Here is a 26,146-nt window from a genome sequence, read left to right on the forward strand (position 1 = left end):
CTCCGCCCTTGAGCACCTCTGCCATGCTGCCGCTCCACCTCGCCGCCTACACCCTGACCAGCGCCCTGGGCGCAGGCCTTGCGCCGACGCTCGATGCCTTGCGCCACCAGCGCAGCGGCGTGCAAGCCATGCGCTGGGAAACGGTGGACCTCGACACCTGCCTGGGCGCCGTGGCCGGGCTCGACAGCTACGCGCTGCGCGCGGACCTGGGCGCTTTTGACTGCCGCAACAACCGGCTGGCGCAACTGGGCCTGGAACAGGACGGTTTTGCAGCTGCGGTGCGTGCGGCCATCACCTGCCATGGCCAGGACCGCGTCGGCGTCTTCCTGGGCACCAGCACCTCGGGCATCCTCAGCGCCGAACTGGCCTACCGCCAGCGCGACCCCGGCACCGGCCACTTCACGGGAAGCCTGGACTACCGGCACACCCACAACAGCTACTCCGTGGCCGATTTCGTGCGCTCCTACTTCGGCCTGGAGGGACCGGCCTTTGTGGTCTCGACCGCCTGCTCATCGAGCGCCAAGGTCTTCGGCAATGCCCAGCGCATGATGGCCTGCGGCCTGATCGACGCGGCCATCGTGGGCGGGGTCGACTCGCTCTGCCTGACCACGCTCTACGGCTTCAACTCCCTGCAGCTCGTCTCACGCCGCCCCTGCCGCCCCTTCGATGCCGAACGCGACGGCATCTCCATCGGCGAGGCGGCGGCCTTCGTGCTGCTGGAACGCGCCGACAGCCCACCGGCTGGCGCCATCGTGGTCAGCGGCATCGGCGAATCCAGCGACGCGCACCACATGTCCTCGCCCCATCCGCAAGGCCTGGGCGCGCGCCAGGCCATGCAGGCCGCGCTCGACATGGCCGGCCTCTTGCCCGCGCAGATCGGCTACATCAATCTGCATGGCACGGCCACTCCCAGCAACGACGCCTCCGAAGACAAGGCCGTGAGCGGCCTGTTCGGCACGGCCACGCCCTGCAGTTCGACCAAGGGCCATACCGGCCACACCCTGGGCGCGGCCGGGGGCATCGAAGCCATCATCTGCGCGCTGGCCCTGCAGCATGGCCTGGCGCCGGGCGGCTGCGGCACAGAGCAGCTCGATCCGGACCTGAAATCCCGCTACCTTCTGGCCAATATCGAGCTGCCCCTGCAGCATGCCCTGAGCAACTCCTTCGGGTTTGGCGGTAGCAACTGCAGCTTGGTGCTGTCGAAGGTGGCCGCATGAAATCCACCACCCCATTGCAGGTGCATCTGGAGGGTGTCGGCTTCTACGGCCCCGGCCTGTCCGGCTGGCCACAGACCGCCGAGGTACTGGCCGGGCGCGCCGCGCTGACCCTGGCTCCGCTGCAACTGCCACCGGCCGAAGCGCTGCCCGCCGCAGAGCGGCGCCGGGCCGGCACCGCGATCAAGCTGGCCTTTGCCACCGGTTTCGAAGCCATCCGCCAGGCGGGCGCCGATCCCGCCACCCTGCGCACGGTGTTCACATCGAGTGCGGCCGACTGCGACAACTGCAACACGATCCTCGAGACCCTGGCCTCCAGCGACCGTGCGGTCTCCCCCACCCGGTTCCACAACTCGGTGCACAACGCACCGTCCGGCTACTGGAGCATCGCCACGGCCTGCCGTGCGCCCTCCACCAGCCTGTGCGCCTACGACGGCTCCTTTGCGGCCGGTCTGCTCGAGGCGGCCACCCAGGTGCTGAGCTCCGGCGAGTCCTGCCTGCTGCTGGCCTATGACACGCCCTACCCGCAGCCCCTGGCCAGCCTGCGCCCGATCACCCATCCCCTGGGCCTGGCCCTGCTGCTGAGCCCCCGGCCGGGGCCGGCAACGCTGGCCACGCTGGGCCTGAGCCTGACACGGCAGGCCGCCAGCCGCATGAGCGACCCGGCACTGGAACAGCTGCGACGGGACACGCCGGCGGCGCGCAGCCTGCCCCTGTTGCAGCGTCTGGCGCGGGCTGAGGCAGGACGGGTCCGCCTGGACTACCTGGATGGGATGTCGTTCGATGCAGAAATCCAGCCCGCTGCCTGACCACGCCTGGATCGCGGCCCGCATTCCGCACCAGGGCAGCATGTGCCTGCTCGATGCCGTTCTGCGCTGGGACGAGAGCGGCATCGTCTGCCGTGCCAACAGCCATCAAAACACTAACAACCCGCTGCGTGCGGATGGGCAGCTGGGCATGGCCAACGGCATCGAGTACGCGGCCCAGGCCATGGCCGTGCACGGCGCCCTGCTGGCCGGCAGCGAGACGGCGCCGGCCGCCGGTTTCCTGGCCAGCGTGCGCGACGTGAAGTGGCAGGCCCCGCGGCTCGACACACTGCCCGCCGAACTGCAGGTGCACGCCCAGCGCCTCTCGGGCGACGGCAACACCATCCTCTACAGCTTCCACCTCGAGGCGGAGGGCGCCACCCTGCTCAGCGGCCGCGCCAGCGTCATGCTCGACGCGGGGGCGCCATGAACCCCCTGCAAACGGACCTCGCATGAAACACGCACTCGTCACCGGCGGCAGCGGCGCCATCGGCGCGGCCATCTGCCGCCAGCTGGCGGCCGACGGCCTGCACGTCATCGTCCACGCCAACCGCAATATCCAAGCGGCCGAAGCGCTGCGTGCAGAGATCGTGGCCGCGGGCGGCTCGGCCAGCACCGTGCGTTTCGACGTGGCCGATGAGGCGGCATCACGCGCGGCTCTGGACACCATCGTGGCGCAGCAGCCCATCCAGGTGCTGGTCAACAACGCCGGCATGCACGACGACGCGGTCTTCCCCGGCATGAGCAGCGCGCAGTGGCACCGCGTGATCGACGTCTCGCTCAACAGCTTCTTCCATGTCACGCAGCCGCTGACCCTGCCCATGATCCGCACCCGCTGGGGCCGCATCATCAGCATCTCCTCGATTGCCGGCATCACCGGCAACCGAGGGCAGACCAATTACGCGGCCGCCAAGAGCGGCCTGCATGCGGCCAGCAAGTCGCTGGCACAGGAACTGGCCAGCCGGGGCATCACGGTAAACGCCGTGGCGCCGGGCATCATCGCTTCGGACATGAGCAAGGACGCTTTCGACGCCGAGTCGATCCAGCGCCTGGTGCCCATGAAACGCGCGGGCCGGCCCGAGGAAGTCGCAGCCCTGGTGGGTTTCCTGGCCTCGGAGCAGGCCGCCTACATCACGGGCCAGGTGATCTCGGTCAACGGCGGGATGGTCTAGACCTTCGCGTCGGCGGCAAACCGCCGGCGGAACAGGCCCAGGGTCAACAGGCCACCCAGGGCACCGAGCAGCACACCGCCCAGCACGTCCAGCACCACATGCTGCTTCGTCGCCAGGGTCGAGTAGGCGATAAGCAGGCACCACAGCCAGTTCAACGCCAGCCAGGCGCGGCCAGCCGCGACGGCACGCAGCTGGTGATGCAGCCAGATCGCCGAGAACACGGCGATGGCCACATGCAGCGACGGACAGGCATTGCCCGCTGCATCGATGCCTTCCAGCATGGCCAGGCCACTGCCCGGCAGCCGCTCGAAAGCGGGCACGGCCGTGGGCCAGAGATAAAAACAGACCAGGCCGACCAGGCAGGTGCCGCCCACACTGAGACCGTAATACAGCAGCTGCCGCAGATTGGGCATCAGCGCGGGCGACAGGCAGGTGTAGAACCAGAGCGAGAGGTAGGGCCCCCAGGCCCATCCCTGCATGGGAATGGCCCGGTCCAGCCAGGTGAGCGGCATCGTGCTCACCTGCGCATGCGGGTAACGCAGCAGGAAGAAATAGGCTTCGAAAAACAGCCAGATGAAGAGTGCCGAGCCGGGCGCCTTGAGCCACCAGAGGCGCCAGAACAAGCGGTTCAATTCGCGCGCCGGGGACTGTCGGGAAAGAGGCATGGTCAATAATCGCTGATCTGTGCGCAATGGTATCAACTCTGTCTATGCAATCGCGGCGATCCGGCAACCCCCTGTGGCGACTCTACGAAGTTTTTGTGATGGTTTTCGGGCTCGGCCTGCTCGCGGTGATCTGCCTGCTGTCGATCCCGCTGTTCCTGCTGCTCTTCATCACGCTGCCGCGTCGCTGGCACAGGGCGGTTTCACGCCGCATCATCCGCTGGGGCTTTCAGGCCTACCTCCGGACCTTGCACTGGGTCTGCCAGATCCGCACCGACCTGCATGAGCTGGACGGCCTGCAGGACGAAGGGCCGCTGATCATCATCGCCAACCACCCTTCCCTGCTCGACGCGGTCATGCTGCTGAGCTGCTCGTCCAAGGCGACCTGTGTGCTCAAGGCCAGCCTGCTGCACAACCCACTGTATGGCGTGGGCGCGCGCATGGCCAGGTACGTGAGCAACGAAAACCCGCGCCGCATGATCGAAGGCGCCTGCCGTGAACTGGAGCATGGCGCCCATTTCATCCTGTTCCCGGAAGGCGGACGCAGCCGCGAGTTCCCCATCAGCAGCCTCTCCGGCGCCTGCATTCTGATGTCGAAGAAAAGCCAGGTGCCCATGCAGGCGGTCATCCTCGAGTTTTCCACGCCCTACCTGGGCAAGCACTGGGGCCTGTTCACCCCGCCGGTCCTGCCCCTCACCATCCGGGCCCGCCTGGGCCGGCGCTTCGCTCCGCCAGAGCTCACGGCCCAGGCATTGAACGAGCTGGAGACCTATTTCCGCAGCGAACTCCCGACGAAGGACTGAGCCCGCAGCAACAGCTCAGGCGCTGCGCTGGATGAGGCCGGCCATCCCGTCCAGGACCGCCTGGCGTGGGGAGTTGATCACCAGGATCTCGACCTGGGCGGCCTCCTCGCCGCCCACGGTCAGAACGGCCGACACGGCGGCCGCGGTTTCCGACATGGGCCGTGTGCGCACATCCACCTGGACGCGTTCATCCGGCAGCACCGGGCGCTTGAAGCTGCATTTGCGTATGCCCGCCAGCAAACCGAGGTAGTCGCCCTCCAGCCGCCGCGCCACAGGCGAGCCGGCGCGCATGCCGGCGCCTGCAACCTGCGCCACCAGTTCGACCAGCATCACGCCGGGCACCAGGGGCAGGCCGGGAAAGTGCCCGCGCAGGATGGCGCCGTCCGCAGACCAGCGCGCGCTGGCCTGGAAATGGTCGTGGTCCAGCACTGTCAGGGACTCGACCAGTTGCATGTCGCCACGGTGCGGCAAAAGCCGGCACAGGTCGTCAACGTCGAGCACGATGGGATAGCTGAGCGTCTCGTTCATCGGCACAGCTCCGCCTTGAGAACGGCCTGGCGGCTCATGGGTACCGTCGCGCGATCAGCGAGACATTGCTGCCGCCGAAGGCGAAGGAGTTCGACATGACGGCCTGCAGGCTCTGCCCGTGGCGCGCCTGCCGGGGCACGTAGTCCAGGGTGCAGCGCGGATCGGCCTGGTCGAGAAAGGCCGTCGGCGGAATGCTGCCGCTTTGCATGGCCAGCAGGCTGATGGCGAATTCGGTCGCGCCTGCGGCCCCGATCAGGTGGCCGTGCTGGGCCTTGGTGGAGCTCACCGGCAGGCGGTCGGCATGGTCGCCAAAGACCTGGCGGATGGTCTCGCTCTCCACCACGTCGCCGGCCTCGGTGGCCGTGCCGTGGGCGTTCAAATAGTGGATGCCGGCCGGCGCGATGCCGGATTCATCGAGGGCCATGCGGAGGGCGCGGTACTGGCCTTCGCTGGACGGCTGGGTCAGATGCCTGGCGTCGCTGCTGCTGCCATAACCGCAGATCTCACCGTAGATCGTCGCGCCACGGCGCAGGGCGGAGTCCGCCGTCTCCAGCACCAGGGCGGCCGCGCCCTCGCCGAGCACAAAACCGCTGCGGTCCTGGTCAAAGGGCCGGCAGCTGGCGGCCGGGTTCCCGGGATGGGGCTTGGCCATCACGCGCAAGGCGTTCCAGGCCATGAAGACGCCGGGCACGTTCATGGCCTCGGCACCGACGACCACGATCGCATCGGCGTACCCGTGGCGGATGTTGCGGTAGGCCTCGCCCAGCGCCATGGCCGAGGAGGAGCAAGCCACGCTGTAGGTGTGCGTGGGACCACGGAGCTGGTGGGCCATCGAGATGGCGGCCGTGGCGGCGTTGGGCATGAGCCGCGGAACTGACAAGGGGTGCATCACCGTCGGGTTGCGGCCGGCCTGCAACTGCTCGCTCATGCGGGTGTAGAGGGCTTCACCGGTGGTGGCCCCGCCCAGGCCGATGCCGGCAAACACGCCGATGCGCTCGGGGGCCAGGTCCCACTCCGCGGCCCGGGCATCGGCCAGCGCTTCGCGGCTGGCCAGCAGGGCGAATTGCGTGGCGCGGTCCAGACCCTGCTCGTTGCGATCAAGCTGCTGCGCATAAGCGGGATCCACGTCGGCCGACAAGACCTGCGGCAACCAGCGGGTGATCTCCGGCGCGGCCGGCCGGATGGCGCTCTCGGCCCGGATCAGGCGCTCAAAGCTGGCCTGGCGCGTCAGGCCCAGCGGGCTCAGCAGACCGATGCCTGTGACGACAACGCGCTGCACAGTCGAAGCGGCAGACATGGACCAGGCCAGCAGCGCCAAGGGCCGCTCAGGCCTTGCCCTGCAGGGAAGTCGGCGCCGGGATCTGCCCGTTATTGGCGGCGCGGATGGTGGTCTCCATATCGGCCACCATCTCGTCAAAGCTCATGCTGCTGTAGCGCGCGGGATCATCGACCTGGAAGCCGTAGAGGTCTTCCACCTCGAACAGCATCTCCACCACACCCAGCGAATCCAGGCCCAGATCGGACACCTTCAGATCGGGCCGGTCGAACACGGCCGGGTCGACGTTGAACTGTTGAATGACGAAATCTTTGATGATCTGACGCAGCATGGTGACTCTGTTTCCTCATGGGCTCCCGCGGTCTGGCAGGTAAATCGGACCGCCTGGTGGTCCGGAATTCACAGCTGACGAGCATCCCAGGGAATTTGTTGTTGTCTACGGCGCCAGACAGGGAACACCCTGTCCGGCTGCAGCCATGAGCCCCGACTGGCCGGCCCATGGTCCGGTTCAAATTGTACCCAGATTCCCCCAGAATTCGTACGGAAAAGGTCCCCCGCCCAACCGTCCGGGTCAACGGTGGCGCCCGACCAGGCGTCGCACCAGCAACTGCGGCAGGCGCAGGGCAAAACCCAGCATCAGGCGTGTGTGCATCCAGGTCAGCAAGGCGTTGTCACGCAGGTAGTTGAAGTGCGAGACACCGCCCTCTTCGGGCCGCAGGTATTTGACCGGCGCGTCGATATTGACGGGCCAGACGCCCACCCAGCACAGGCGCACGGCGGCCTCGATGTCGAAGTCGAAACGGCGCATCCAGCGCTGGCCGCGCATGATCTTCAGCAAAGGCGAGACGGGGTAGACGCGAAAACCGTAGAGCGAGTCGCCGATGCCCATCCACAGCGTTTCCAGGTTGGCCCAGGCGTTGGACACCTTGCGGCCCTGCACGCGCAGCGCCGGCGCATCGGCATCGAACACGGGCTTGCCCAGCACCATGCAGGACATATCGGCCATGGAGGCCCGCATGAAGGCCGGGATCAGCTGCGCCGGATGCTGGCCATCGGAGTCCATGGTCAGCACATGCGTGTAGCCGGCCGCCTCGGCCAGCGCCAGCCCGTGCAAAACAGCCGCGCCCTTGCCCTGGTTCTGCGCCAGCACCATGACTTTCAGGTCCGGCTTCTGTGCGGCCAGGGCCTGCAACTGCGCGCCGCTGCCGTCCGTGCTGCCGTCGACCACCACCCAGACCGGCGCCCAGTGGCGCAAGGCCTCACGCACGGTCTCCAGCACCTTGGCGCCGGCGTTGTAGGTGGGGATCAGGACGAGATGGGTGCGCGAAAGCGCGGCGCCGGAAGGACGTGACATGAGCGTCGATTATGGCAAACGGCCATGTCAGGCCCGCGAAATCAGCTGGCCGGCGTGAGGCACCAGGGCGCGGTGTCATGCACCAGGCCCATCCACAGGGCCCAGGCCGAACTGGCGGCCAGGGCCAGGCCGGCCAGGCGCACGCCCCAGTCACCGCGACCGGCGCCACGCAGGCGCAACCAGAGCCAGGGGCCGGTCATCATGGAGACGGCCGTGCCCGCGGCAAACAGGGCCATCACCGCGGCGCCTTCGAGCGCGCTGCCGGTCATGGCCGCCACCAGCAGGGCCGAGTACAGCAGGCCGCAGGGCAAGAGGGCCCACAGCATGCCGACCACCAGCGGAGCGCCACGGCCACGCCCGGCCGCCAGCGTGCGTGCGCCGTTCCACAGGCGCCGCGCCGCGCTCTCCAGCCAGACCGGCTGCTGCGCGCGAACCAGCAGCAGCAGCCCCAGCAGCATGGCGGCCACGTGAAAAAGAGTCCAGACCGGGCGCAGTGCGGCCGACTGTATCGTGAGCCAGCCCAGGCCCTGGATCGAGGCTGCGGCCAGGCCGCCGAGCAGGCCGTAACCGATGGCACGGCCGAGCTGGAAACTCCACAGGGCCTCGGCGCGGCGCTCACCGGCCGCCTGGCCGAGGCCGGCACAGGCGGCGCCACACATGGCGATGCAATGGGGGCCGCCAGCCAGCCCCATGAGCAGGGCCGTGGCGGCCAGGGTCGTCTGCATAAGGCCGAGTGTAGGCGGGTCTAGATGATTTTCGAGAAGCGGGCGCGGTTGCGGTCGGCCTGCAGGTAGCGGTCGAACACCATGGCCACGGCGCGCACGAAGTACCAGCCCATGGAGGTAACCTGGATGCTGCTCTCGTCCAGCGTCACCAGGCCCTGTTCGGCCAGTTCGCGCAGGGCATCGAGTTCGGGGGCGAAATAGCTCCTGAAGTCGATCAGGTAGGCCAGGTCGATGGATTCAAACACCAGCTCGCCCTGGCACATCAGGGCCATGATGACGGCGCGCCGCACCAGGTCGTCGCGCGAGAGCGCCAGGCCGCGCACCACGGCAAAACGGCCGTGGTCGATGGCGTCGTAATAGTCTTCCAGGGTCTTGGCGTTCTGGCTGCAGGTGGCGCCGATGCGGCCGATGGAGGACACGCCCAGGCCGATCAGGTCGCAGTCGGGCTGGGTGCTGTAGCCCTGGAAGTTGCGGTGCAGGCGCCCCTGGCGCTTGGCCACGGCCAAGGCATCGTTGGGCAACGCAAAGTGGTCCATGCCCACGTAGACGTAGCCCGCCTCCTGGAAGCGCGCCAGCGCATTGGACAGCATGGCCAGCTTGGCGGCGGCGCCCGGCAGTTCGGCGCTGGCGATGCGCCGCTGCGGCTTGAAGCGCTCGGGCAGGTGGGCGTAGGCATAGAGCGCGATGCGATCGGGTCGCAGCTCGCCCACCTGCTGCAGGGTGCGCGCGAAGGACTCGGGCGTCTGCTGCGGCAGGCCGTAGATCAGGTCCACATTGATGGACTCGAAGGCGCGCTCGCGCGCGGCCTGCACCAGGGCAAAGACCCGTTCGGCCGGCTGCACACGGTGCACGGCCTTCTGCACGGCGGGGTCGAAGTCCTGCACACCGAAACTCAGCCGGTTGAAGCCGAGCTCGGCCAGGGTGTCCAGGCGGCTGGCATCGACCGTGCGCGGATCGACTTCGATGGCGTATTCACCACCCGGCGCCAGCGTGAAGCTGCGCTTGAGCATGGCCATGAGCTCGCGCAGCTCGGCGTCGCTCAGGAAGGTCGGCGTGCCGCCGCCCAGATGCAGTTGCGTGACGGTCTGGCCCACGCCCAGCTGGGCGGTGTGCAGGTCCACCTCGCGCCCCAGGTAGCGCAGGTATTCGGCCGCGCGGTCATGGTGCCTGGTGATGATCTTGTTGCAGGCGCAGTAATAACACAGCGACTCGCAGAAAGGCACATGCACATAAAGGGAGAGCGGCAAGACCAGGGCCGCCGCGCCCGAACGGCGCTGCTGCAGGGCACGCAGGTAGTCATCGGGGCCGAAAGCCTCGACGAAACGATCGGCCGTCGGATAGGAGGTGTAGCGCGGCCCGGCCACGTCGTGGCGACGCAGAAGTTCCGGGGAAAGGGGCTCGACAGCAGCGGCATTCATGCTGGGACTGTGCCGGGAACACCCCATGCCCACCTTGATATGCATCAAATGCTGCTAAGGTAGCAGCTGCGGGTGCAACATTGCACTGGAGGGCCTCGATGACCGATGTCAAAATACAGGGCATGAATCCACAAGCGATCAAAGTAGCCTGCTCCAACTGCAATCTGCGCGAACTGTGCATGCCCTTGGGCCTGAATGCCGAGGAAATCGACCGCCTGGACCTCATGGTGGCCAACCGCCGCAAGATCAAGCGCGGTGAAGCCCTGTTCCGTAACGGCGACAAGTTCAGTTCGCTCTACGCCATCCGCACCGGCTTCTTCAAGACCTGCGTGGCCTCCGAAGATGGTCGTGACCAGGTGACCGGCTTCCAGATGGCCGGCGAGATCATCGGTCTGGACGGCATCGTCAGCGACCACCACAGCTGTGACGCGGTGGCCCTGGAAGACGCCGAGGTGTGTGTCATGCCCTTCGACCGCATCGAGGACCTGTCGCGCGAAATCAACGGCCTGCAACGCCACGTGCACAAGATCATGAGCCGCGAGATCGTGCGCGAGCACGGTGTCATGCTGCTGCTGGGCAGCATGCGCGCCGAGGAGCGGCTGGCGGCTTTCCTGCTGAACCTGGTGCAACGCCTGCACGCCCGGGGCTTCTCGCAATCCGAGCTGATCCTGCGCATGACACGCGAGGAAATCGGCAGCTACCTCGGGCTCAAGCTGGAGACGGTCAGCCGCACTTTCTCGAAATTCGTGGAGGACGGCATGGTCGAGGTCAAGCAGCGCCATGTGCGCATCCTCGACACCGAAGCCCTGAACCGCCTGGTCAACCACCAGGGCGGCGAGTGCCACTGAGTCTGCGCGGCTGAGACGGCGGGGCGCCCCCGGTTCAGGCCCCGGGCCGATCGCCCTGCGACGGTTCGCGCTGGTTGAGCTCGGAGGCCGACAAGGCCAACAGCGTTGTCAGGGCGCTGGAGAGCATGGTGACACCCCAGAAGACGAAAAAGGCGATCGTGTAGATGCCCTGACGCGAGAGTCCGGCCGGCTGTCCGAACCAGTGCAGGTCCTGCGGATCGACCATGGCGAAAACCAGCATTTCCAGCAGGCCGGCCACCAGAAAGGCCGGCCAGGCAATCCACATCAGTTTCTTCAGCTTCATGCTTGTGTCTCCTCCTGTCCTGGTCGTTCAGCGCTTGTCGGGCGCCGGTGGCGGAGCGCCGGTGGCGGCATGGTTGCGCGCCTGCACGGCGGGCGCCAGGCTGGCCGCATCGGCCTCCAGTGTCTTGTCGATCTCGATGCCCTTGCGGTCATGGTCCTCGCTGACCACCGGGTCGGGCATGCGCACCGCGATGTAGAGGGTGACGAAACCGGCAATTACCACCAGGGCCGGACCGGCCAGGATCAGCCAGACATGGCCGAACTTCCACCAGGGGGCGGGGGGTGGCATCGTGCGGCCTTGATCGTTCATGGGATGTGCTCCTTAACGGGGAACCAGGAACACCGACTTCTCGCGCAGCTGCGCGCCGTGTGTGGTGATCCCGAAATGGATGGGATGGGTGCCGGGGGCGGCGGCCTCGTAGGGCAGTTGCAGGCGCACGGCCACCCAGCGCGACTGCGTGGACTCGACGCTCACCTGCGGCTCCGAGGCGACGGCCAGGCCCGGCAGGCCACTGACCGTGATGCGGTAGTTCTGCTCGAACTCGGTGGCGTTCATGATCTGCAGGCGGTAGACGTTCTCGATCATGCCGCCGGCCACGATGCGCGCCAGCACGCCGCGGTCACGCACCACGTCGACCTTGAAGGGCGTGCGCAGGGCCAGACTGACCAGCATGGCCGCACAGACCGCGCCCAGGAGGGCGCTGTAGACCAGCACGCGCGGACGAAACATGTGCCGCCGGGTCTGGGCCTGGCTCCAGCCCTTCTGCAATGCGTTCTGCGTGGTGTAGCGGATGAGCCCGCGCGGGTAGTTCATCTTGTCCATGACATCGTCGCAGACGTCGATGCAGGCCGCGCAGCTGATGCACTCGTACTGCAGGCCCTTGCGGATGTCGATGCCCGTGGGACAGACCTGCACGCACAGGGTGCAGTCTATGCACGAGCCCAGACCCAGTGCCGCGGGGTCGGCCTTGCGCGAGCGGGCGCCGCGCGGTTCGCCACGCCGTTCGTCGTAGCTCACGATCAGCGTGTCACGGTCGAACATGGCGCTCTGGAAACGGGCATAGGGGCACATGTACTTGCAGACCTGCTCACGCAGAAAACCGGCATTGCCGTAGGTGGCAAAGCCGTAAAAGAGGACCCAGAAGACCTCCCAGGAACCCATGCCCGCCTGCAGCACCTCCAGGCCCAGCGCGTGGATGGGCGTGAAGTAGCCGACGAAGGTGTAGCCCGTCCACAGCGAGAGCCCGACCCAGGCGCCGTGCTTGCCGCCTTTGCGCAAGAGCCGCTTGAAGCTCCAGGGGCCCTGGTCCAGGCGCATGCGCGCCGAGCGGTCGCCTTCGATCCGGCGCTCGATCCAGAGGAAGATCTCGGTATAGACCGTCTGCGGACAGGCGTAGCCGCACCACTGGCGCCCCGCCACCGCCGTGAACAGGAAGAGCAGCAGCGCCGAGATGACCAGCAGGCCCGTGAGGTAGATGAAGTCCTGCGGGTACAGGACCAGGCCGAAGATGTAGAAGCGGCGCGCGCCCAGATCAAACAGCACGGCCTGGCGCTGGCCCCATTCGAGCCAGGGCAGACCGTAGAACACCAGCTGGGTCAGCCAGACGAAGACCCAGCGCCAGCGGGCGTACAGGCCCGTGACGCTGCGCGGATAGATCTTCTTCTGCGCCTCGTAGAGCGAGACCATGACCTCATCGTCCACGACGATGGGAATGACCTTGCGGTCTGACGTTGGTGTATCACTCAAAAGAAGGTCCGTTTACCTGGCCGCCAGCCTGGTCCCGCCGGAACGGCTCCAGACATAGGCGGTGAGCACATGGATCTGGGCCTCGCTGAGCTTGCCTTCCTGCGCCGGCATCTGGTTGACCTTGCCGTTGTTGACCATGGCGATGATGGCGTTCTCGCCATAACCGTGCAGCCAGGTATCGTCCGTCAGATTGGGCGCGCCCAGGGCCGTGTTGCCCTTGCCGTCCATGCCGTGACAGGCGGCACAGGCGCCGAACCTGGCCTTGCCCAGGGAGGCACGCAAGGTGTCGTGCGGGCTGCCCGAGAGGCTCAGCACGTAATGGGCCACGTTTTTCACATCGTCCGGCGTGCCCACGGCTGCGGCCATGGGCGGCATGTTGCCGATGCGGCCCTTGGTGAGGGTCTCCTTGATCTGCTCGGGCGCGCCGCCGTACAACCAGTCGGCGTCGCTCAGGTTGGGGAAACCCTTGCTGCCGCGGGCATCCGAGCCGTGGCACTGCGCGCAGTTGTTCATGAATACCCGTTCGCCGATGGCCATGGCCTGCGGGTCACGCGCCATGTCCGGCACGCTCATGGCGCTGAAGCGGGCGTACAGCGGGGCCACTTCCCTCTCGCCCTTGGCCATCTCGGCCTGGTACTGGCCCTGCTGGCTCCAGCCCAGCTTGCCCGGGCTGCTGCCCAGGCCCGGGTACATGAAGAGGTAGACCAGGCTGAAGACCACGGTGATGATGAAGAGCCAGACCCACCAGCGCGGCAGGGGGTTGTTCATCTCGCGCAGGTCGCCGTCCCAGACGTGACCGGTGGTGTTGTCGTTGGCGGTCATGGCCTTGGCCTTGCCGCTGATCCACAGCAGCACCAGACAGGCGATGATGCCGATGAGGGTGACCGCTGTGACGAAGACCGACCAGAAGTTGCTTGTGAAATCGCTCATGTTGCTTCCTTGGGATCAGTCCTGTTCGAAAGGCAGTCGGGCGGCCTGCTCGAAATCCGCCTGGTTGCGGCCCGACCAGGCCCACCAGACGATGCCGATGAAGCAGACGAAGGTCACGACGGTGACAAGGGAGCGCAGGGTATTGACGTCCATGGTGTGTTCCTCCTTCGCTTATTTGAGGGCCGTACCCAGGACCTGCAGATAGGCGATCAGCGCCTCCACCTCGGTCTTGCCCTTGACCTCTTCGCCGGCCTTGGCGATCTGTTCGTCGGTATAGGGCACGCCCACCACACGCAAGGCCTTCATATGGGTGGGCAGGGAGGCCGCATCCACCGTGTCCTTGAGCAGCCAGGGGTAAGCCGGCATATTGGACTCGGGCACCAGATCGCGCGGGTTGTTCAGGTGGATGCGGTGCCATTCGTCGCTGTAACGCCCGCCCACACGGGCCAGGTCCGGTCCGGTGCGCTTGCTGCCCCATTGGAAGGGGTGGTCGTAGACCGATTCGCCGGCCACCGAGTAGTGGCCGTAGCGCAGGGTCTCGGCGCGGAAGGGGCGGATCATCTGCGAATGGCAGTTGTAGCAGCCCTCGCGCACGTAGATGTCGCGCCCGGCCAGTTGCATCGCCGTGTAAGGCTGCACACCCTTGATCGGCTCGGTGGTGGACCTCTGGAAGAAGAGCGGAACGATCTCGACCAGCCCGCCGACCAGCAGCACCAGCAGGATGAGCACGATCATCAGGAAGTTGTTGGTCTCGATCCTCTCGTGCGAGATGCCGCCGGATGTGTTGTTGTTAGCCATGGTGTATTCCTTCTCAGGCGTGGGCGGCGGCGGCCGGGATGGTGGCGCTGGCCGCGCGGCCGGCGGTAGCGGTCTTGATCACGTTCCACAGCATGAGCACCATGCCGCCGAGGTACAGCACCCCGCCCAGCAGGCGCAGCACATAGAACGGGAAGGTGGCCTTGACCGACTCGACGAAGGTGTAGGTCAGCGTGCCGTCGGGATTGACGGCGCGCCACATCAGGCCCTGCATCACGCCGGCGATCCACATGGCGGCGATATAGATCACGATGCCGATGGTGGCCGTCCAGAAATGGATCTCGATGGCCTTCACGCTGTACATCTGCTTCTGGCCGAAGAGGCGCGGGATCAGGTAGTACATGGAACCCATGGTCACCAGACCGACCCAACCCAGGGCGCCCGAGTGCACGTGGCCCACGGTCCAGTCGGTGTAGTGGCTCAGGGCATTGACGGTCTTGATCGACATCATCGGCCCCTCGAAGGTGCTCATGCCGTAGAAGGACAGCGAGACGATGAGGAAACGCAGGATGGGGTCGTCACGCAGCTTGTGCCAGGCCCCGCTGAGCGTCATGATGCCGTTGATCATGCCGCCCCAGCTCGGCGCCAGCAGGATCAGCGAGAACACCATGCCCACCGACTGGGTCCAGTCCGGCAGCGCGGTGTAGTGCAGGTGATGCGGGCCGGCCCACATATAGGTGAAGATCAGGGCCCAGAAGTGCACGATGGACAGGCGGTAGCTGTACACCGGGCGCTCGGCCTGCTTGGGGATGAAGTAGTACATCATGCCCAGGAAGCCGGCCGTGAGGAAGAAGCCCACGGCGTTGTGGCCGTACCACCACTGCACCATGGCGTCCTGCACACCCGCATAGGCCGAGTAGGACGTGAACCAGCCCGAAGGAATGGCCGCGCTGTTGACCAGGTGCAGCAGGGCCACGGCGAGGATGAAAGCGCCGAAGAACCAGTTCGCCACATAGATGTGTCTGACCTTGCGTGTGCCGACCGTGCCGAAGAACACGATGGCAAACGACACCCAGACCCCGGTGATCAGGATGTCGATGGGCCACTCGAGCTCGGCGTATTCCTTGCCTTGGGTGTAACCCAGCGGCAGGGAGATGGCCGCCAGCACGATGACCAGTTGCCAGCCCCAGAAGGTGAAGGCCGCCAGCTTCTCGCCGAACAGGCGCACCTGGCAGGTCCGCTGCACCACGTAGTAGGCCGCCGCGAACAGGCCGCAGCCGCCGAAGGCGAAGATCACCGCATTGGTGTGCAGCGGCCGCAGGCGCCCGTAGCTCAGCCAGGAGATGCCGAAGTTGAGCTCGGGCCAGGTCAGCTGGGCGGCGATGATCACGCCGACCAGCATGCCGACCACGCCCCAGACCACGGTCATGATGGCGAACTGCCTGACCACCGTGTCGTTGTAGACCGTGGCCTGTGTGTTTTCAAATGCCATGCGCACCTCTTTTCTTGCTTAGCTGGATGAAGTGTCCGCCCTCGGGCCGGTTTCCGGTTTGACGCAAATCAAAGCGATCAGGAATCCCGCAGGATCCGTTCGCCTTCGGCCTCGATGTCCTCGAACTGGCCCCGCTCGATGGCCCACCACAGGCCGGCGAGTATGAAAAACACCAGGGCCACGGAAAGCGGAATCAGCAAATACAGGATGTCCATCAGATCGTTTCCTTTCCGCGCCAGCCACCGGCCAGGCGCAAGGCATTGAGCACCACCAGCAGCGAACTGGCCGCCATGCCCAGGCCGGCCAGCCAGGCCGGCAAGTAACCGGCGACGGCCAGCGGTACACAGGCCGCGTTGTAGCCCAGGGCCCAGGCCAGGTTCTGGCGAACAATCCGCAGGGTGCGTTGCGCCAGCAGCATGGCATCGCTGACGCTGGCCAGCCGATCCCCGAGGACCACGAAATCGGCCTGGGCCTGCGCCAGCGGCACAGCCTGGCCGAAGGCAAAAGAGACATGGGCGCCCGCCAGGACCGGGCCATCGTTCAGCCCATCCCCCACCACCGCGACCTTGCGGCCCTGCCGCTGCGCGGCCTGGAGAAAAGCCAGCTTGTCCTGCGGCGTGCAGCCGCCACGCGCCTCACGGATGCCCAGCTGCGCGGCCACGCTGGCCACCGCGGACGCTGCGTCGCCGGACAGGAGCGGGACAGCGATGCCCCGGGCCTGCAGCGCCGTCACGGCGGCACGGGCATCGGGACGCAGATCCTCGCCGAATGCGAAGGTGGCCAGCCAGCCTTGCGCATCAGCGAGAACGGCATGCGGGCTGTCGGGCACGCTCACGGTCACACCGCAATGGGTCTGCGAACCCAGACGCAAGGCGCTCACGGCGCCCTGCCCCTCGGGCGGCCGCGCCATCCCCCTCAGGCCCTGGCCCGCCATTTCCCGCACCTCCTGCGCCCGCCAGGCCTGCACCCCCTCGCCCTGCCCGGCTGCCAGCAAGGCCCGCGAGACCGGGTGCAGCGACTGTTGCGCCAGTGCCATGGCCATGGCCAGCACCTGCGCGCGGTCCTCGCCCTCCCGGATCCGCACGGACTGCAGCACCAGGGCATCGCGCGTCAGCGTGCCGGTCTTGTCGAACACCACCGTATCCACCCGGGCCAGCGCTTCCAGCGCGCCCAGGCGGCGCACCAGCACACCCTGGCGCGCCAGCGTGCCGGCCGCGGCCAGCATGGCGGCCGGCGTGGCCAGGGAGAGCGCGCAGGGACAGGTCACCACCAGCACAGCCACGGCCACCATCAGTGCATGGCCAGGATCCTGTGGCCACCACCAGACCGCAGCGCCCCCAGCCGCCAGCAACACGCCGATCAGGAAGGGCCGGGCCAGGCGATCGGCGAGTTGCGCCAGTTGCGGACGGCTGATGGCCGTCTGTTCCATCAGGGCCACGATCTGGGCAAAACGCGTGTCGGCGCCCGTGCACTCCACGCGAACCCCCACGGCTGCGCTGAGGTTGTGGCTGCCGGCAATCACAGCCGCGCCGACACCACGGGGCAGCGGGCGCGATTCACCGGTCAGCAGGGCCTCGTCGGCCAGGGTCTCGCCTTCGATCACCACGCCGTCGGCGGGAAAGGCCTCACCCGGCAGCACGCGCAGCACGTCACCGCTGCGCAGGCGGCGCACGGCCACACGCTCGAACCCGCCGTCGGCACGCTGGCGCAGCACGCTGTCGGGCAGGCGGTTCATGAGGGCGTCGAGCGCGCCGGCGGTGCGCTCGCGCAGGCGCTGCTCGAGCCAGCGCCCGGTCAGCAGGAAAAAGACGAACATGGTCAGCGAGTCGAAGTACACCTCGCGCCCGAAGATGCCCTGCGGCTCGAAGGTGCCCATCGTGCTGACCACGAAGGTGATGCCCATGCCCAGGGCCACGGGCAGGTCCATGCTGACGCGCCGCTGCAGCACGTCGCGCAGGGCCGCGGTGAAGAAGGGCCCGCAGGAGAACAGCAACACCGGCAGCGTCAGCACCCAGGACGCCCAGCGCAGCAACTGTTCCATCTCGGCGCTCAGGTCCCCCGGCTCGGCCACATAGGCCGGCCACGCATACATCATGACCTGCATCATGCAAAAACCCGCCACCGCCCAGCGCCACAGGGCCTGACGAGTCTCCTTGCGGCGGCGCTCGCTGGCAAAGGCGTCGTTGGCCGGCAAGACGTGGTAACCGGCGCGGCGCACGGCCTCCATCCAGTCCGAAGGTTGCACCCGATCGGCTTGCCAGAGAACCCGCGCGCGCCGGCTGCCCGCGCTGACGCTGGCCTCGCTGACCCCGGGCACACCGCGCAGCGCCTCCTCCACGGTCAGTGCGCAGGCCGCGCAATGCATGCCTTTGATCACGAGATGGGATTCCCAGCAGCCGGGCTGCTGCAAGGGACGGCTGAAGGCGGACCAGGCGTCAGGCTCATCGAGCAGATGACCGGTTTCGGCCGGTTCAGCCACCTGGGCGCGCGACGGCCCCGGCAGATCGGGCACAGGCACAAGGCAACCCGGCCCCGGCATGTGCTGCACGGGAACGGCAGGACTCGCTGATGACATGGACACCAAGCCTACCGGGCAGAACCCGCCTCCAACTTGATATGGATCAAGACCCTGGCAGAATCGCAGGCGTAGTCTGGAACTGTTCAACACAGCCAAGGAGAACCGTATGTACCAGCGTATCCTCGTCGCCACCGATGGCAGCACCCTGTCCAAGAAGGCCGTGAGCAGCGCCATCGCCCTGGCCAAGCTCAGCGGGGCCGAACTGGTTGCCCTCAAGGTGGTGCCCCGCTACCCGCAAAGCTATTTCGAAGGCGGCCTGGCCCTGCCCCTGAGCGATATCAACCGGATCGAAAAGCAATGGGCGGCGCACGGCCAGGCCATCGTGGACGCCGTCGCCAAGTCATCCGCCGCCAGGGGGCTCACGGTCAAGGCCGTGATCGCCAAGTCGGACCTCATCAGCGAGGCCATCATCGCCACCGCCAAGAAGCACAAATGCGATCTCATCGTCATGGCTTCGCACGGCCGCAAGGGCCTCAAGCGCCTGCTGCTGGGCAGCGAAACCCAGCAGGTGCTGACGCACTCGCATATTCCGGTGCTGGTGCTGCGCTGAGCTGCGACGCAAACTGTTAAATTCCCGTGGAACGCCGCCACGGGAATCCATGCGCACACGACACCGGCTTTTGCCCTTGTGCACCCTGCTGCCGCTGGTGGCACTGGCCCAGCCGTGGTTCTGGGGCGCCGATGCGCGCCAGAACCACGGCAACATCAATTACGGCAGTTCAGGCCGCGGCGACAAATGCGCCTGCAGATCAGTTACGAAACCTACGACTGGTCCGTGGGGATCTTCGTGCGTGAGTGGCGCATCGGCGCCTCCGACCTGGCCCACCAGGCCCTGGCCGGCGCACCCGCCGCGCTGATCGAGGAGCCCGTCAACACCACACGCGAAGTTGGCGTGCAATTTAAGCTGCGCTTCAGCTGAACAGCTGCTTGTACTGGTCCCGCAACTGGTTCTTCTGCACCTTGCCCATGGTGTTGCGCGGCAGGTCGTCGACCACGTAGCACTTCTTCGGAATCTTGAAGTTGGCAAGTTTCGACTTCAGCACGGCGATGATCTGCTCGCCGTCCAGCGCCGCCCCTGGCTTGCGCACCACCACGGCCACGCCCACCTCGCCGAAATCAGGGTGCGGCACGCCCACCAGAGCGCTTTCGGCCACGCCGGACAGTTCGTTGATGTAGCCCTCGATCTCGGCCGGGTAGACGTTGTAGCCACCGCTGATGATCAGGTCCTTGCTGCGGCCCACGATGCTCACATAACCGCGCGCGTCGAACTTGCCCACGTCGCCGGTCTTGAAATAACCGTCGGCGGTGAACTCCTCTTTTGTCTTCTCGGGCATGCGCCAGTAGCCCTTGAACACATTCGGTCCTTGCACCTGGATGCCCCCGATCTCGCCTACCGGCAGGGGCTGGCCCGCCTCGTCGCAGACACGCAGGCTCACACCCGGCAGGGGGAAGCCCACGGTGCCGCCGCGGCGTTCGCCCTTGGCGGGGTCGTAGGGATTGGAAGTCAGCATGATGGTCTCGCTCATGCCGTAACGCTCCAGGATGGTGTGGCCGGTGCGCTGCTGCCAGGCCTGAAAGGTCTCGATCAGCAGTGGCGCCGAACCGGCAACGAAGAGACGCATGTTGCGCACGGTCTCGCGCGTGAGGCCAGGCTCGGCCAGCAGGCGCACGTACAGGGTGGGCACACCCATGAACACCGTGGCCTCGGGCAGCTTCTGGATCACCTGCCTGGGATCGAATTTGGCCATCCAGATCATCTTGCTGCCGTTGAGCAGCGCGCCATGCAGGGCCACGAAGAGGCCGTGCACGTGGAAGATGGGCAGCGCGTGGATCAGCACGTCGCCCGGCCTCCAGCCCCAGCAGTCTTTCAGCACACGCGCATTGCTCAGCAGATTGCCGTGCGTGAGCATGGCGCCCTTGCTGCGGCCCGTGGTGCCGCTGGTGTAGAGGATGGCGGCCAGGTCATCGGCCTGGCGCTCCACCGGCGTGTGCTGGTCGGAGCAGTGGGCGGCACGGTCCAGCAGGGAGCCCCTGCGGTCGTCGTCCAGGGTGTAGACGTGCTGGGTGCCGGCCTTGAAGGCCAGCTTGCTGACCCAGCCGAAGTTCCTGGCGCTGCAGACCACCACGGCCGGCTCGGCGTTGGCTATGAAGTATTCGATCTCGGCGCTCTGGTAGGCCGTGTTGAGCGGCAGGAAGACATAACCGGCGCGCAGCGTGGCGAGATACAGCATCATCGCCTCGACCGACTTCTCCACCTGCACCGCAATGCGCGAACCTGCGGGCAGATCCAGGGACTTCAGCAGATTGGCCAGCATGGCCGTGGCGCGCTCCAGGTCGCGCCAGGAGTAGTTCAGGCCGTTGTCGGTCGCTATGGCGACCGCGTCGAGGTTCGCGGGAAAGGCCGCGCGCAGCGCGGCAAACAGGTTGGCGTTGGGACGGGGCATGGTGGGTGTCACTGGTTCAGGAAGTCGGGATGGAAAAATCGGCCGGGCGTTTGGCCAGGAAAGCGGCGATGCCTTCGCGGTGCTCCGCGCTGTCAGCATAGGCGTAGGCCTGCGCCAGCAAGGCCTGCAGTGCGTCAGGGGCGCCCGACTGCAAGGCACGCAAGGCCTGTTTGTTCAACCGCGCTGCCTGGGGGGCCAGCGCCTGGATGCGTTGCAGCGTCAGGGCGACCTCATCCCCCAACTGCCGGTCGGGCACGACACGCTGCAGGAAACCACGGGCCTGCATCTGCCCGGCTGTCAGCACGGCCGCCTCGAGCAGCATCTCGCGTGCGGTCAGTGGCCCCGCCTCGCGCAACACCAGGGCGGCTTCGCGCGGGGCCATGGGAAAGCCGAGCCTGGCGATCGGGGCGCCGAAGCGCGCCGAAGCGGTGGCAACGCGAAGATCGCAGCAACAGGCGATCTCGACGCCGGCCCCCATGCAGTTGCCTTCGATCTGCGCCAGCACCGGGACGTCACACGCGAGCACGGCTTGCAGTCCGCCCCAGACATCGTTGTCATGGAAGTCGCGCAAGCCGGTTTCACTGAAACGGAAGTCGGCGTATTCGGAGATGTCCCCCCCCGCGCAGAAATGCCCGCCCTCCCCGCGCAGCACCACGCAGCGCAGGGACGCATCCTCCTGGAAGGAGGCAAACACCCGGCGCAGTTCACGCCACATCCCGCGGGACATGGCGTTGAATTTGCCCGGATGGCTCAGGGTGACGAAGGCCAGGGCGTCCTGGCCTTCGGTCCGGATGGCGCCGCTCATCGCTCAGTGCACCCGCATCGATCTTGCCGGCAGACGGGGCTCGCCAGCATCAGTCGAGCTTGGCGCCCGAGAGTTTGACCACCTGGGCCCAGCGTTTGACTTCGGCACTGACGAACTGGCCGAACTGCTGCGGTGTCAAGCTGCTGAATTCAGCTCCCTGGTTGGCCCAGACGGCCTTGGCCTCGGGGGTGTTGCCGGCCTTGCGGATCTCATCCACCACCCGCGCCTGCACGTCGGCGGGTGTGCCCTTGGGCGCCCAGACGCCATACCAGGTCTGCACCGTGTAATCGGGCAGGCCCAGTTCAACGGCACAGGGCAGGTCGGGGAACGCGGGATTGCGCTTGGCGCCCGCCACCATGAGGGCCTTGATGCGGCCGCCCTTGATGTGGGAGGCCGAGGAACCCAGGCCGTCGAACATCATGTCCACGTTGCCGGCGATCAGGTCCTGCAGGGCTGGGCCGGCGCCGCGGTAGGGGATGTGGGTAATGAAGGTGTTGGTCTGCTGCTTGAACAACTCGCCCGCCAGGTGGTGCGAGGTGCCGCTGCCGGCCGAACCGTAGTTCAGGCGACCCGGGTTCTTGCGCACCATATCGAGGAAGGACTTGAAATCGTTCTCGGTGATCTTCTTGGGATTGACCACCAGCACCTGCGGCACCGTGGCCACCAGGGCCAGCGGCGCGAAATCCTTCTCGAGGTCGTAGTCCAGCTTGGGATACATCGAAGGGGCGATGGCGTGGTGCACTGCGCCCATGAACAGGGTGTAACCGTCGGGCTGGGCCTTGGCCGCGATGCTCGCACCGAGCGTACCGCCGGCGCCACCACGGTTGTCGATGATGAGCTGCTTGCCGGTCAGCCGGGAAAAAGAGGCCGACAGGGGACGGGCAAACGCATCGGTACCCCCACCTGCGGGAAAGGGCACGATCATGGTGACCGGCTTGGTCGGCCAGCCCGACTGCGCCTGTCCCATCAGGGGGCCGGTAGCCAGACCGGCGGCGGCCAGTCGCAGGACATCGCGTCGGGTGCTGCGGAAGGAAAATGGGTTTGTCATGCTTGTCTCCTTTGGTTGTAATGAAAGCGAACCTGGCTCAGAACTGAAGATCCTCGATCGAGGCCGCGATGGCTATTTTGCCCTCAGCCAGCTGGGCCCGCTGACGGTCCAGGCGCTTGAGATCGTAGAGGTAGTTGACCATCAGGCCGAAGGACTGCTTGAGCCCCTTGGGGGAAGGGTCGCCCATCCAGTTCAGCCGCTCGACGCGGGCGCCATTGCCCAGGTGGAAACGCGCCACCGGGTCGGCGGGTTTGCCCTCGACCATCTCGCGCCCCAGATAATGGGCGGCGCAGTGCAGCAGCCAGCGCCCCAGTGCAGATTTCGCGTCCAGCGACTCCACCTGGTCCAGGGCCTGCAACACGTGGGTCGCGGCCGGGGGCTCGAAACCCACGGCCCGCCCCAGTTCGGCCCGTTCTTTTTCGGGAGTCAATTCCAGCATGCGGGCCGCATGCTGCGTCAGCCAGGACCGCAGGCCGGGGATCGGCGACAGGGTGGCGAAATGCCTGAGCCGGGGGAATTCCTCACTCAGTGTCTCCACCACCCGCTTGATCAGCGAATCCCCGAAGCTCACGCCACGCAGACCGGACTGCGTGTTGCTGATGGAATAGAAGATCGCCGTCGTGGCCTTGCCCAGGTCGGAGGCTGCGGCCTGCTCGTCGAGCAGCGGGGTGATGCTGTCGGCCATGTGATCGATCAGCGCAACCTCGACAAAGATAAGCGGCTCTCCGGGCAGGCGCGGATGGAAAAAGCCGTAGCAGCGGCGGTCGGAGTCGAGCCGGTTCTTGACGTCGGCCCAGCTGCGGATGTCGTGCACCGCCTCGTACTTGATCAGCTTCTCGACCAGGGAGGCCGGTGAATCCCAGCTGATGCGGCGCAACTCGAGGAAACCCACGTCGAACCAGGTGGAGAACATGTACTCCATCTCCACGTCCAGGGCCTGCAGCCGCCTGTCTTTTTTCAGATAGGACTGCATTTCGGCGCGCAGGTCCACCAGGAAACGGATGCCCTCGGGCAGCACGCTGAAGCGCTGCAGAAGCCGCCGGCGCGGCGAGACCGTGGCCCGGCGGTACTGCACTTCGGCCGCAGCCTCGTCGGGCGTGCCCACGGCGGCGGCAAACTTGGCCTGCGCACTTTTGACTTTTTCGGCATCGGCCGTGAACATCTCGCTCATCAGCAGCCACATGTCGCGCCGCCGCGCCACCGTGGCCGTTGCATAACGTTCGATCAGCACCTGGGCGCGCCGCCCGCCCTCGACCTCGCTGATGCGCGGGTCGATGGTGGCCCTGAGCTCCTCCAGCACGAGCCGCAGCATGCGCGGCGACATCGCCTCTTCCTTGTGGCGCCGGCTCGCCGCCAGGCGCTCGCGCGTGGGCCGCTCGGCGGCCTGCCCGCCCGAACCACCCGTGCTCTGGCTGCGCCCGGCCTGCGCGCGCCCGGCGCCATCGGTCGCCGGCAGGCCCCTGCGATCCATGGGGAAAAGACGCGAGACGTTGCGGCTGATCCAGCTTGTTGCGTTCATGCCAGCCTCCGGCTCTTTTGCTGACGGGCCAGTTCTCGCAGGGCTTCACGCTGGCGCGTCAGGTGCGTGCGCATGGCGGCTTCCGCCCCCTCACCATCGCGCGCCTTGAGCGCCGCGAAAACAGCCATGTGCTCGCTCAGGCTCTGCTCCAGCCGCCCGGGTGCATGCAACTGCTGCAGGCGGGCCAGCTTGAGGATCTTGCGCAGATCGGCGATGACCTGGGCCAGCCAGCGGTTGTTGGCCAGGGTGATGATGGCCTCGTGGATGGCGAAATTGCTTTCGTAATAGTCGACGATGCGCTTGCTGCGGGCCGCCTTCTGCAAACGATCGTGAAGCACCTCCAGCGCCTCCAGATCGCCATCGCTGGCATGCAAGGCCGCCTCGTGGGCGCAACGCCCCTCCAGCAGGGCGATGACGGGGAAGATTTCGTCCAGATCCTGCTCGGTCACCTCGTTGACGAAACAGCCGCGCCGGGGTTCATGCCGGACCAGGCCTTCAGCCGTCAGCACCTTGAGCGCCTCGCGCAGGGGGGTGCGCGAAATCTCCAGGTGCTCGCACAAGGTGACTTCATCCACGAAGCTGCCTGGCGCGAGCTGGCCGCCAAAGATCTGCTGCCGCAGGGTGTCGGCGACCTGTTCGTGCAGCGAGTTGTGAACGACACGCATGGGCGGACCATCGGTTGTGGACAAACACCCGCCGCCTTTTTCAGAATCAGAAGGCAGCAGGACCATGGCCGTAATTTTACGTAATTACGCATAATTACAAACCAGGGAATAACCCTGAGTCTCATGCAAACCACAGAAAAGGGGCTTCGGGTGCCCGCCGGGCTCAGGGGCTCAGGGGCCGGCGCCCGAACCACCACCAAAGCCCTGCCCCCAGGGCGATCATGGGCAGGCACAGCCACTGCCCCATGCTGAGGTTCAGGGCCAGCAGGCCCAGATAGTCGTCAGGCTCACGGAAGTACTCGGCAATGAAACGCAGCAGCCCGTAGCCCAGCAGGAAGGCCGAGGCCACCTGGCCGGTACGGCGCGGCTTGCGGGCATAGAGCCACAGCAGCACAAAGAGCAGCAGCCCTTCCAGCAGGAACTGGTAGATCTGCGAGGGATGGCGCGGCGCATCGCCGGCGCCACGAAACACCATGGCCCAGGGCAAGGACGGGTCGGCCACGCGCCCCCAGAGTTCGCCATTGATGAAATTGCCGATGCGGCCCGCCGCCAGGCCCGTGGGCACGCAGGGCGCCACGAAATCGGCCACCTGCAGCCAGTGTTTTTTGCGCACGCGGGCAAACCAGAGCATGGCCACGGTCACGCCCAGCATGCCGCCATGAAAACTCATGCCCCCCTGCCAGAGCGCAAAGATCTCCAGCGGATGGCTCAGATAGTAGGCCGGCTTGTAGAACAGGCAGTAGCCCAGCCGGCCGCCGATGACCACGCCGATCACACCGTAGAACAGCACATCCTCGACGTCGCGCCGGGTCCAGGCCCCCTCCCCTCGGATCGAGGCGTACGGCTCGTGCCGCAGCCGGCGCAGACCCAGGAACATGAAAAGGCCAAAAGCCACCAGGTAGGTGATGCCATACCAGTGGATGGCCAAGGGCCCCAGGCGCAGGGCTACCGGATCGATCGCGGGGTGTATCAGCATGGGCGCCATTGTGCCGCAGCACCGCCCCGGCCGGTCACGGCTTACACTCACGGTCTGCATTGTTTTTTTCGGCTCAT

30 protein-coding genes are annotated in these 26,146 nt (G+C 66.6%); 8 read left to right on the plus strand and 22 right to left on the minus strand.

Translation table 11 applies throughout. The features are described from left to right. Positions 1-23 precede the first annotated feature (23 nt). Genes ACYVH8_RS05520 through fabG form a run of 4 tightly spaced genes read left to right on the plus strand, consistent with a single transcriptional unit; the run spans position 24 to position 3,192 of the window. A complete protein-coding gene (locus ACYVH8_RS05520; RefSeq protein WP_460487882.1) occupies positions 24-1,217 on the plus strand; it encodes a beta-ketoacyl-[acyl-carrier-protein] synthase family protein in 1,194 nt (397 codons plus the stop codon). Next, a complete protein-coding gene (locus tag ACYVH8_RS05525) occupies positions 1,214-2,023 on the plus strand; it encodes a beta-ketoacyl synthase chain length factor (RefSeq protein ID WP_460487883.1) in 810 nt (269 codons plus the stop codon). Before ACYVH8_RS05520 ends, ACYVH8_RS05525 begins: the two co-directional genes overlap by 4 nt. After that, positions 1,998-2,450, plus strand: coding sequence for a hydroxymyristoyl-ACP dehydratase (locus ACYVH8_RS05530; protein ID WP_460487884.1), 453 nt, complete (start codon positions 1,998-2,000; stop codon positions 2,448-2,450). The genes ACYVH8_RS05525 and ACYVH8_RS05530 overlap by 26 nt, the downstream gene beginning before the upstream one ends. A gap of 22 nt (positions 2,451-2,472) precedes the next feature. Next, the gene (fabG, locus tag ACYVH8_RS05535) at positions 2,473-3,192 is read left to right on the plus strand and encodes a 3-oxoacyl-ACP reductase FabG (RefSeq protein WP_460487885.1); all 720 of its coding nucleotides are present in this window, start codon (positions 2,473-2,475) and stop codon (positions 3,190-3,192) included. Here fabG and ACYVH8_RS05540 read toward each other — a convergent pair. Further along, positions 3,189-3,857: a phosphatase PAP2 family protein gene (locus ACYVH8_RS05540; protein WP_460487886.1), complete on the minus strand. Its 669-nt coding sequence runs from the start codon at positions 3,855-3,857 to the stop codon at positions 3,189-3,191. The genes fabG and ACYVH8_RS05540 overlap by 4 nt on opposite strands. 98 nt (positions 3,858-3,955) lie before the next feature. Between ACYVH8_RS05540 and ACYVH8_RS05545 the strand changes: the two genes are divergently transcribed. Beyond that, positions 3,956-4,657, plus strand: a complete 702-nt coding sequence (locus ACYVH8_RS05545; protein WP_460487887.1) for a lysophospholipid acyltransferase family protein — start codon at positions 3,956-3,958, stop codon at positions 4,655-4,657. A gap of 15 nt (positions 4,658-4,672) precedes the next feature. Here ACYVH8_RS05545 and ACYVH8_RS05550 read toward each other — a convergent pair whose 3' ends face one another. The 6 genes from ACYVH8_RS05550 to hemN all read right to left on the minus strand — a co-directional run bounded on the left by ACYVH8_RS05550 (position 4,673) and on the right by hemN (position 9,958). Then, on the minus strand, positions 4,673-5,185 hold the full coding sequence (locus ACYVH8_RS05550; protein WP_460487888.1) for a 3-hydroxyacyl-ACP dehydratase FabZ family protein: 513 nt from the start codon (positions 5,183-5,185) through the stop codon (positions 4,673-4,675). A 34-nt stretch (positions 5,186-5,219) separates the two neighbouring features. After that, positions 5,220-6,482, minus strand: coding sequence for a beta-ketoacyl-[acyl-carrier-protein] synthase family protein (locus tag ACYVH8_RS05555; RefSeq protein WP_460487889.1), 1,263 nt, complete (start codon positions 6,480-6,482; stop codon positions 5,220-5,222). A 28-nt stretch (positions 6,483-6,510) separates the two neighbouring features. Further along, complete coding sequence (locus tag ACYVH8_RS05560) at positions 6,511-6,792, minus strand: acyl carrier protein (protein WP_460487890.1); 282 nt, start codon at positions 6,790-6,792, stop codon at positions 6,511-6,513. A 240-nt stretch (positions 6,793-7,032) separates the two neighbouring features. Continuing rightward, entirely contained in the window at positions 7,033-7,815 is a 783-nt protein-coding gene (locus tag ACYVH8_RS05565; RefSeq protein ID WP_460487891.1) for a glycosyltransferase family 2 protein, read from the minus strand. Positions 7,816-7,856: 41 nt separating this feature from the next. Then, a complete protein-coding gene (locus ACYVH8_RS05570) occupies positions 7,857-8,540 on the minus strand; it encodes a sulfite exporter TauE/SafE family protein (RefSeq protein WP_460487892.1) in 684 nt (227 codons plus the stop codon). A gap of 20 nt (positions 8,541-8,560) precedes the next feature. After that, entirely contained in the window at positions 8,561-9,958 is a 1,398-nt protein-coding gene (gene hemN / locus ACYVH8_RS05575; protein ID WP_460487893.1) for an oxygen-independent coproporphyrinogen III oxidase, read from the minus strand. 122 nt (positions 9,959-10,080) lie between these two features. Here hemN and fnr point away from each other — a divergent pair, with 122 nt between their 5' ends. Next, complete coding sequence (gene fnr, locus ACYVH8_RS05580; protein WP_460487988.1) at positions 10,081-10,806, plus strand: fumarate/nitrate reduction transcriptional regulator Fnr; 726 nt, start codon at positions 10,081-10,083, stop codon at positions 10,804-10,806. A 34-nt stretch (positions 10,807-10,840) separates the two neighbouring features. On the opposite strand, the gene ACYVH8_RS05585 is transcribed toward fnr, so the two are convergent. From ACYVH8_RS05585 to ACYVH8_RS05625, 9 genes are all read right to left on the minus strand, one after another. Next, complete coding sequence (locus ACYVH8_RS05585) at positions 10,841-11,110, minus strand: hypothetical protein (protein ID WP_460487894.1); 270 nt, start codon at positions 11,108-11,110, stop codon at positions 10,841-10,843. A gap of 27 nt (positions 11,111-11,137) precedes the next feature. Further along, entirely contained in the window at positions 11,138-11,398 is a 261-nt protein-coding gene (locus ACYVH8_RS05590) for a FixH family protein (protein ID WP_460487895.1), read from the minus strand. 33 nt (positions 11,399-11,431) lie between these two features. Next, complete coding sequence (gene ccoG / locus ACYVH8_RS05595) at positions 11,432-12,856, minus strand: cytochrome c oxidase accessory protein CcoG (RefSeq protein ID WP_460487896.1); 1,425 nt, start codon at positions 12,854-12,856, stop codon at positions 11,432-11,434. A gap of 12 nt (positions 12,857-12,868) precedes the next feature. Next, on the minus strand, positions 12,869-13,786 hold the full coding sequence (gene ccoP, locus ACYVH8_RS05600; RefSeq protein ID WP_460487897.1) for a cytochrome-c oxidase, cbb3-type subunit III: 918 nt from the start codon (positions 13,784-13,786) through the stop codon (positions 12,869-12,871). A gap of 15 nt (positions 13,787-13,801) precedes the next feature. Next, positions 13,802-13,939, minus strand: a complete 138-nt coding sequence (locus ACYVH8_RS05605) for a cbb3-type cytochrome oxidase subunit 3 (protein ID WP_460487898.1) — start codon at positions 13,937-13,939, stop codon at positions 13,802-13,804. Positions 13,940-13,957: 18 nt separating this feature from the next. Beyond that, positions 13,958-14,584 carry a cytochrome-c oxidase, cbb3-type subunit II gene (ccoO, locus tag ACYVH8_RS05610; protein ID WP_460487899.1) on the minus strand — a complete coding sequence of 209 codons (627 nt, stop codon included), beginning with the start codon at positions 14,582-14,584 and terminating at the stop codon, positions 13,958-13,960. A 13-nt stretch (positions 14,585-14,597) separates the two neighbouring features. Continuing rightward, positions 14,598-16,034, minus strand: a complete 1,437-nt coding sequence (ccoN, locus tag ACYVH8_RS05615; RefSeq protein ID WP_460487900.1) for a cytochrome-c oxidase, cbb3-type subunit I — start codon at positions 16,032-16,034, stop codon at positions 14,598-14,600. A 77-nt stretch (positions 16,035-16,111) separates the two neighbouring features. Then, positions 16,112-16,249: a cbb3-type cytochrome oxidase assembly protein CcoS gene (ccoS, locus tag ACYVH8_RS05620; protein WP_460487901.1), complete on the minus strand. Its 138-nt coding sequence runs from the start codon at positions 16,247-16,249 to the stop codon at positions 16,112-16,114. Beyond that, complete coding sequence (locus ACYVH8_RS05625; protein WP_460487902.1) at positions 16,249-18,609, minus strand: heavy metal translocating P-type ATPase; 2,361 nt, start codon at positions 18,607-18,609, stop codon at positions 16,249-16,251. Before ACYVH8_RS05625 ends, ccoS begins: the two co-directional genes overlap by 1 nt. A 109-nt stretch (positions 18,610-18,718) precedes the next feature. Here ACYVH8_RS05625 and ACYVH8_RS05630 point away from each other — a divergent pair, with 109 nt between their 5' ends. Continuing rightward, a complete protein-coding gene (locus ACYVH8_RS05630; protein ID WP_460487903.1) occupies positions 18,719-19,162 on the plus strand; it encodes a universal stress protein in 444 nt (147 codons plus the stop codon). Positions 19,163-19,348: 186 nt separating this feature from the next. Further along, positions 19,349-19,531 (plus strand): hypothetical protein, encoded by a 183-nt coding sequence (locus ACYVH8_RS05635; RefSeq protein WP_460487904.1) that lies wholly within the window; start codon positions 19,349-19,351, stop codon positions 19,529-19,531. On the opposite strand, the gene ACYVH8_RS05640 is transcribed toward ACYVH8_RS05635, so the two are convergent. The 6 genes from ACYVH8_RS05640 to lgt form a co-directional block, all read right to left on the minus strand. Continuing rightward, on the minus strand, positions 19,524-21,056 hold the full coding sequence (locus tag ACYVH8_RS05640; protein WP_460487905.1) for a malonate--CoA ligase: 1,533 nt from the start codon (positions 21,054-21,056) through the stop codon (positions 19,524-19,526). The two genes, ACYVH8_RS05635 and ACYVH8_RS05640, sit on opposite strands and share 8 nt — an antisense overlap. Positions 21,057-21,072: 16 nt before the next feature. Beyond that, positions 21,073-21,861: an enoyl-CoA hydratase/isomerase family protein gene (locus ACYVH8_RS05645; RefSeq protein WP_460487906.1), complete on the minus strand. Its 789-nt coding sequence runs from the start codon at positions 21,859-21,861 to the stop codon at positions 21,073-21,075. A 49-nt stretch (positions 21,862-21,910) separates the two neighbouring features. Continuing rightward, positions 21,911-22,909, minus strand: coding sequence for a Bug family tripartite tricarboxylate transporter substrate binding protein (locus tag ACYVH8_RS05650; protein WP_460487907.1), 999 nt, complete (start codon positions 22,907-22,909; stop codon positions 21,911-21,913). A gap of 37 nt (positions 22,910-22,946) precedes the next feature. Then, a complete protein-coding gene (locus ACYVH8_RS05655; protein ID WP_460487908.1) occupies positions 22,947-24,428 on the minus strand; it encodes a malonyl-CoA decarboxylase in 1,482 nt (493 codons plus the stop codon). Next, a complete protein-coding gene (locus ACYVH8_RS05660; protein WP_460487909.1) occupies positions 24,425-25,093 on the minus strand; it encodes a GntR family transcriptional regulator in 669 nt (222 codons plus the stop codon). The genes ACYVH8_RS05655 and ACYVH8_RS05660 overlap by 4 nt, the downstream gene beginning before the upstream one ends. Before the next feature lie 163 nt (positions 25,094-25,256). Further along, complete coding sequence (gene lgt, locus ACYVH8_RS05665) at positions 25,257-26,069, minus strand: prolipoprotein diacylglyceryl transferase (protein ID WP_460487910.1); 813 nt, start codon at positions 26,067-26,069, stop codon at positions 25,257-25,259. Positions 26,070-26,146: the final 77 nt, after the last annotated feature.

The sequence above is a fragment of the Curvibacter fontanus genome, assembly GCF_054780335.1.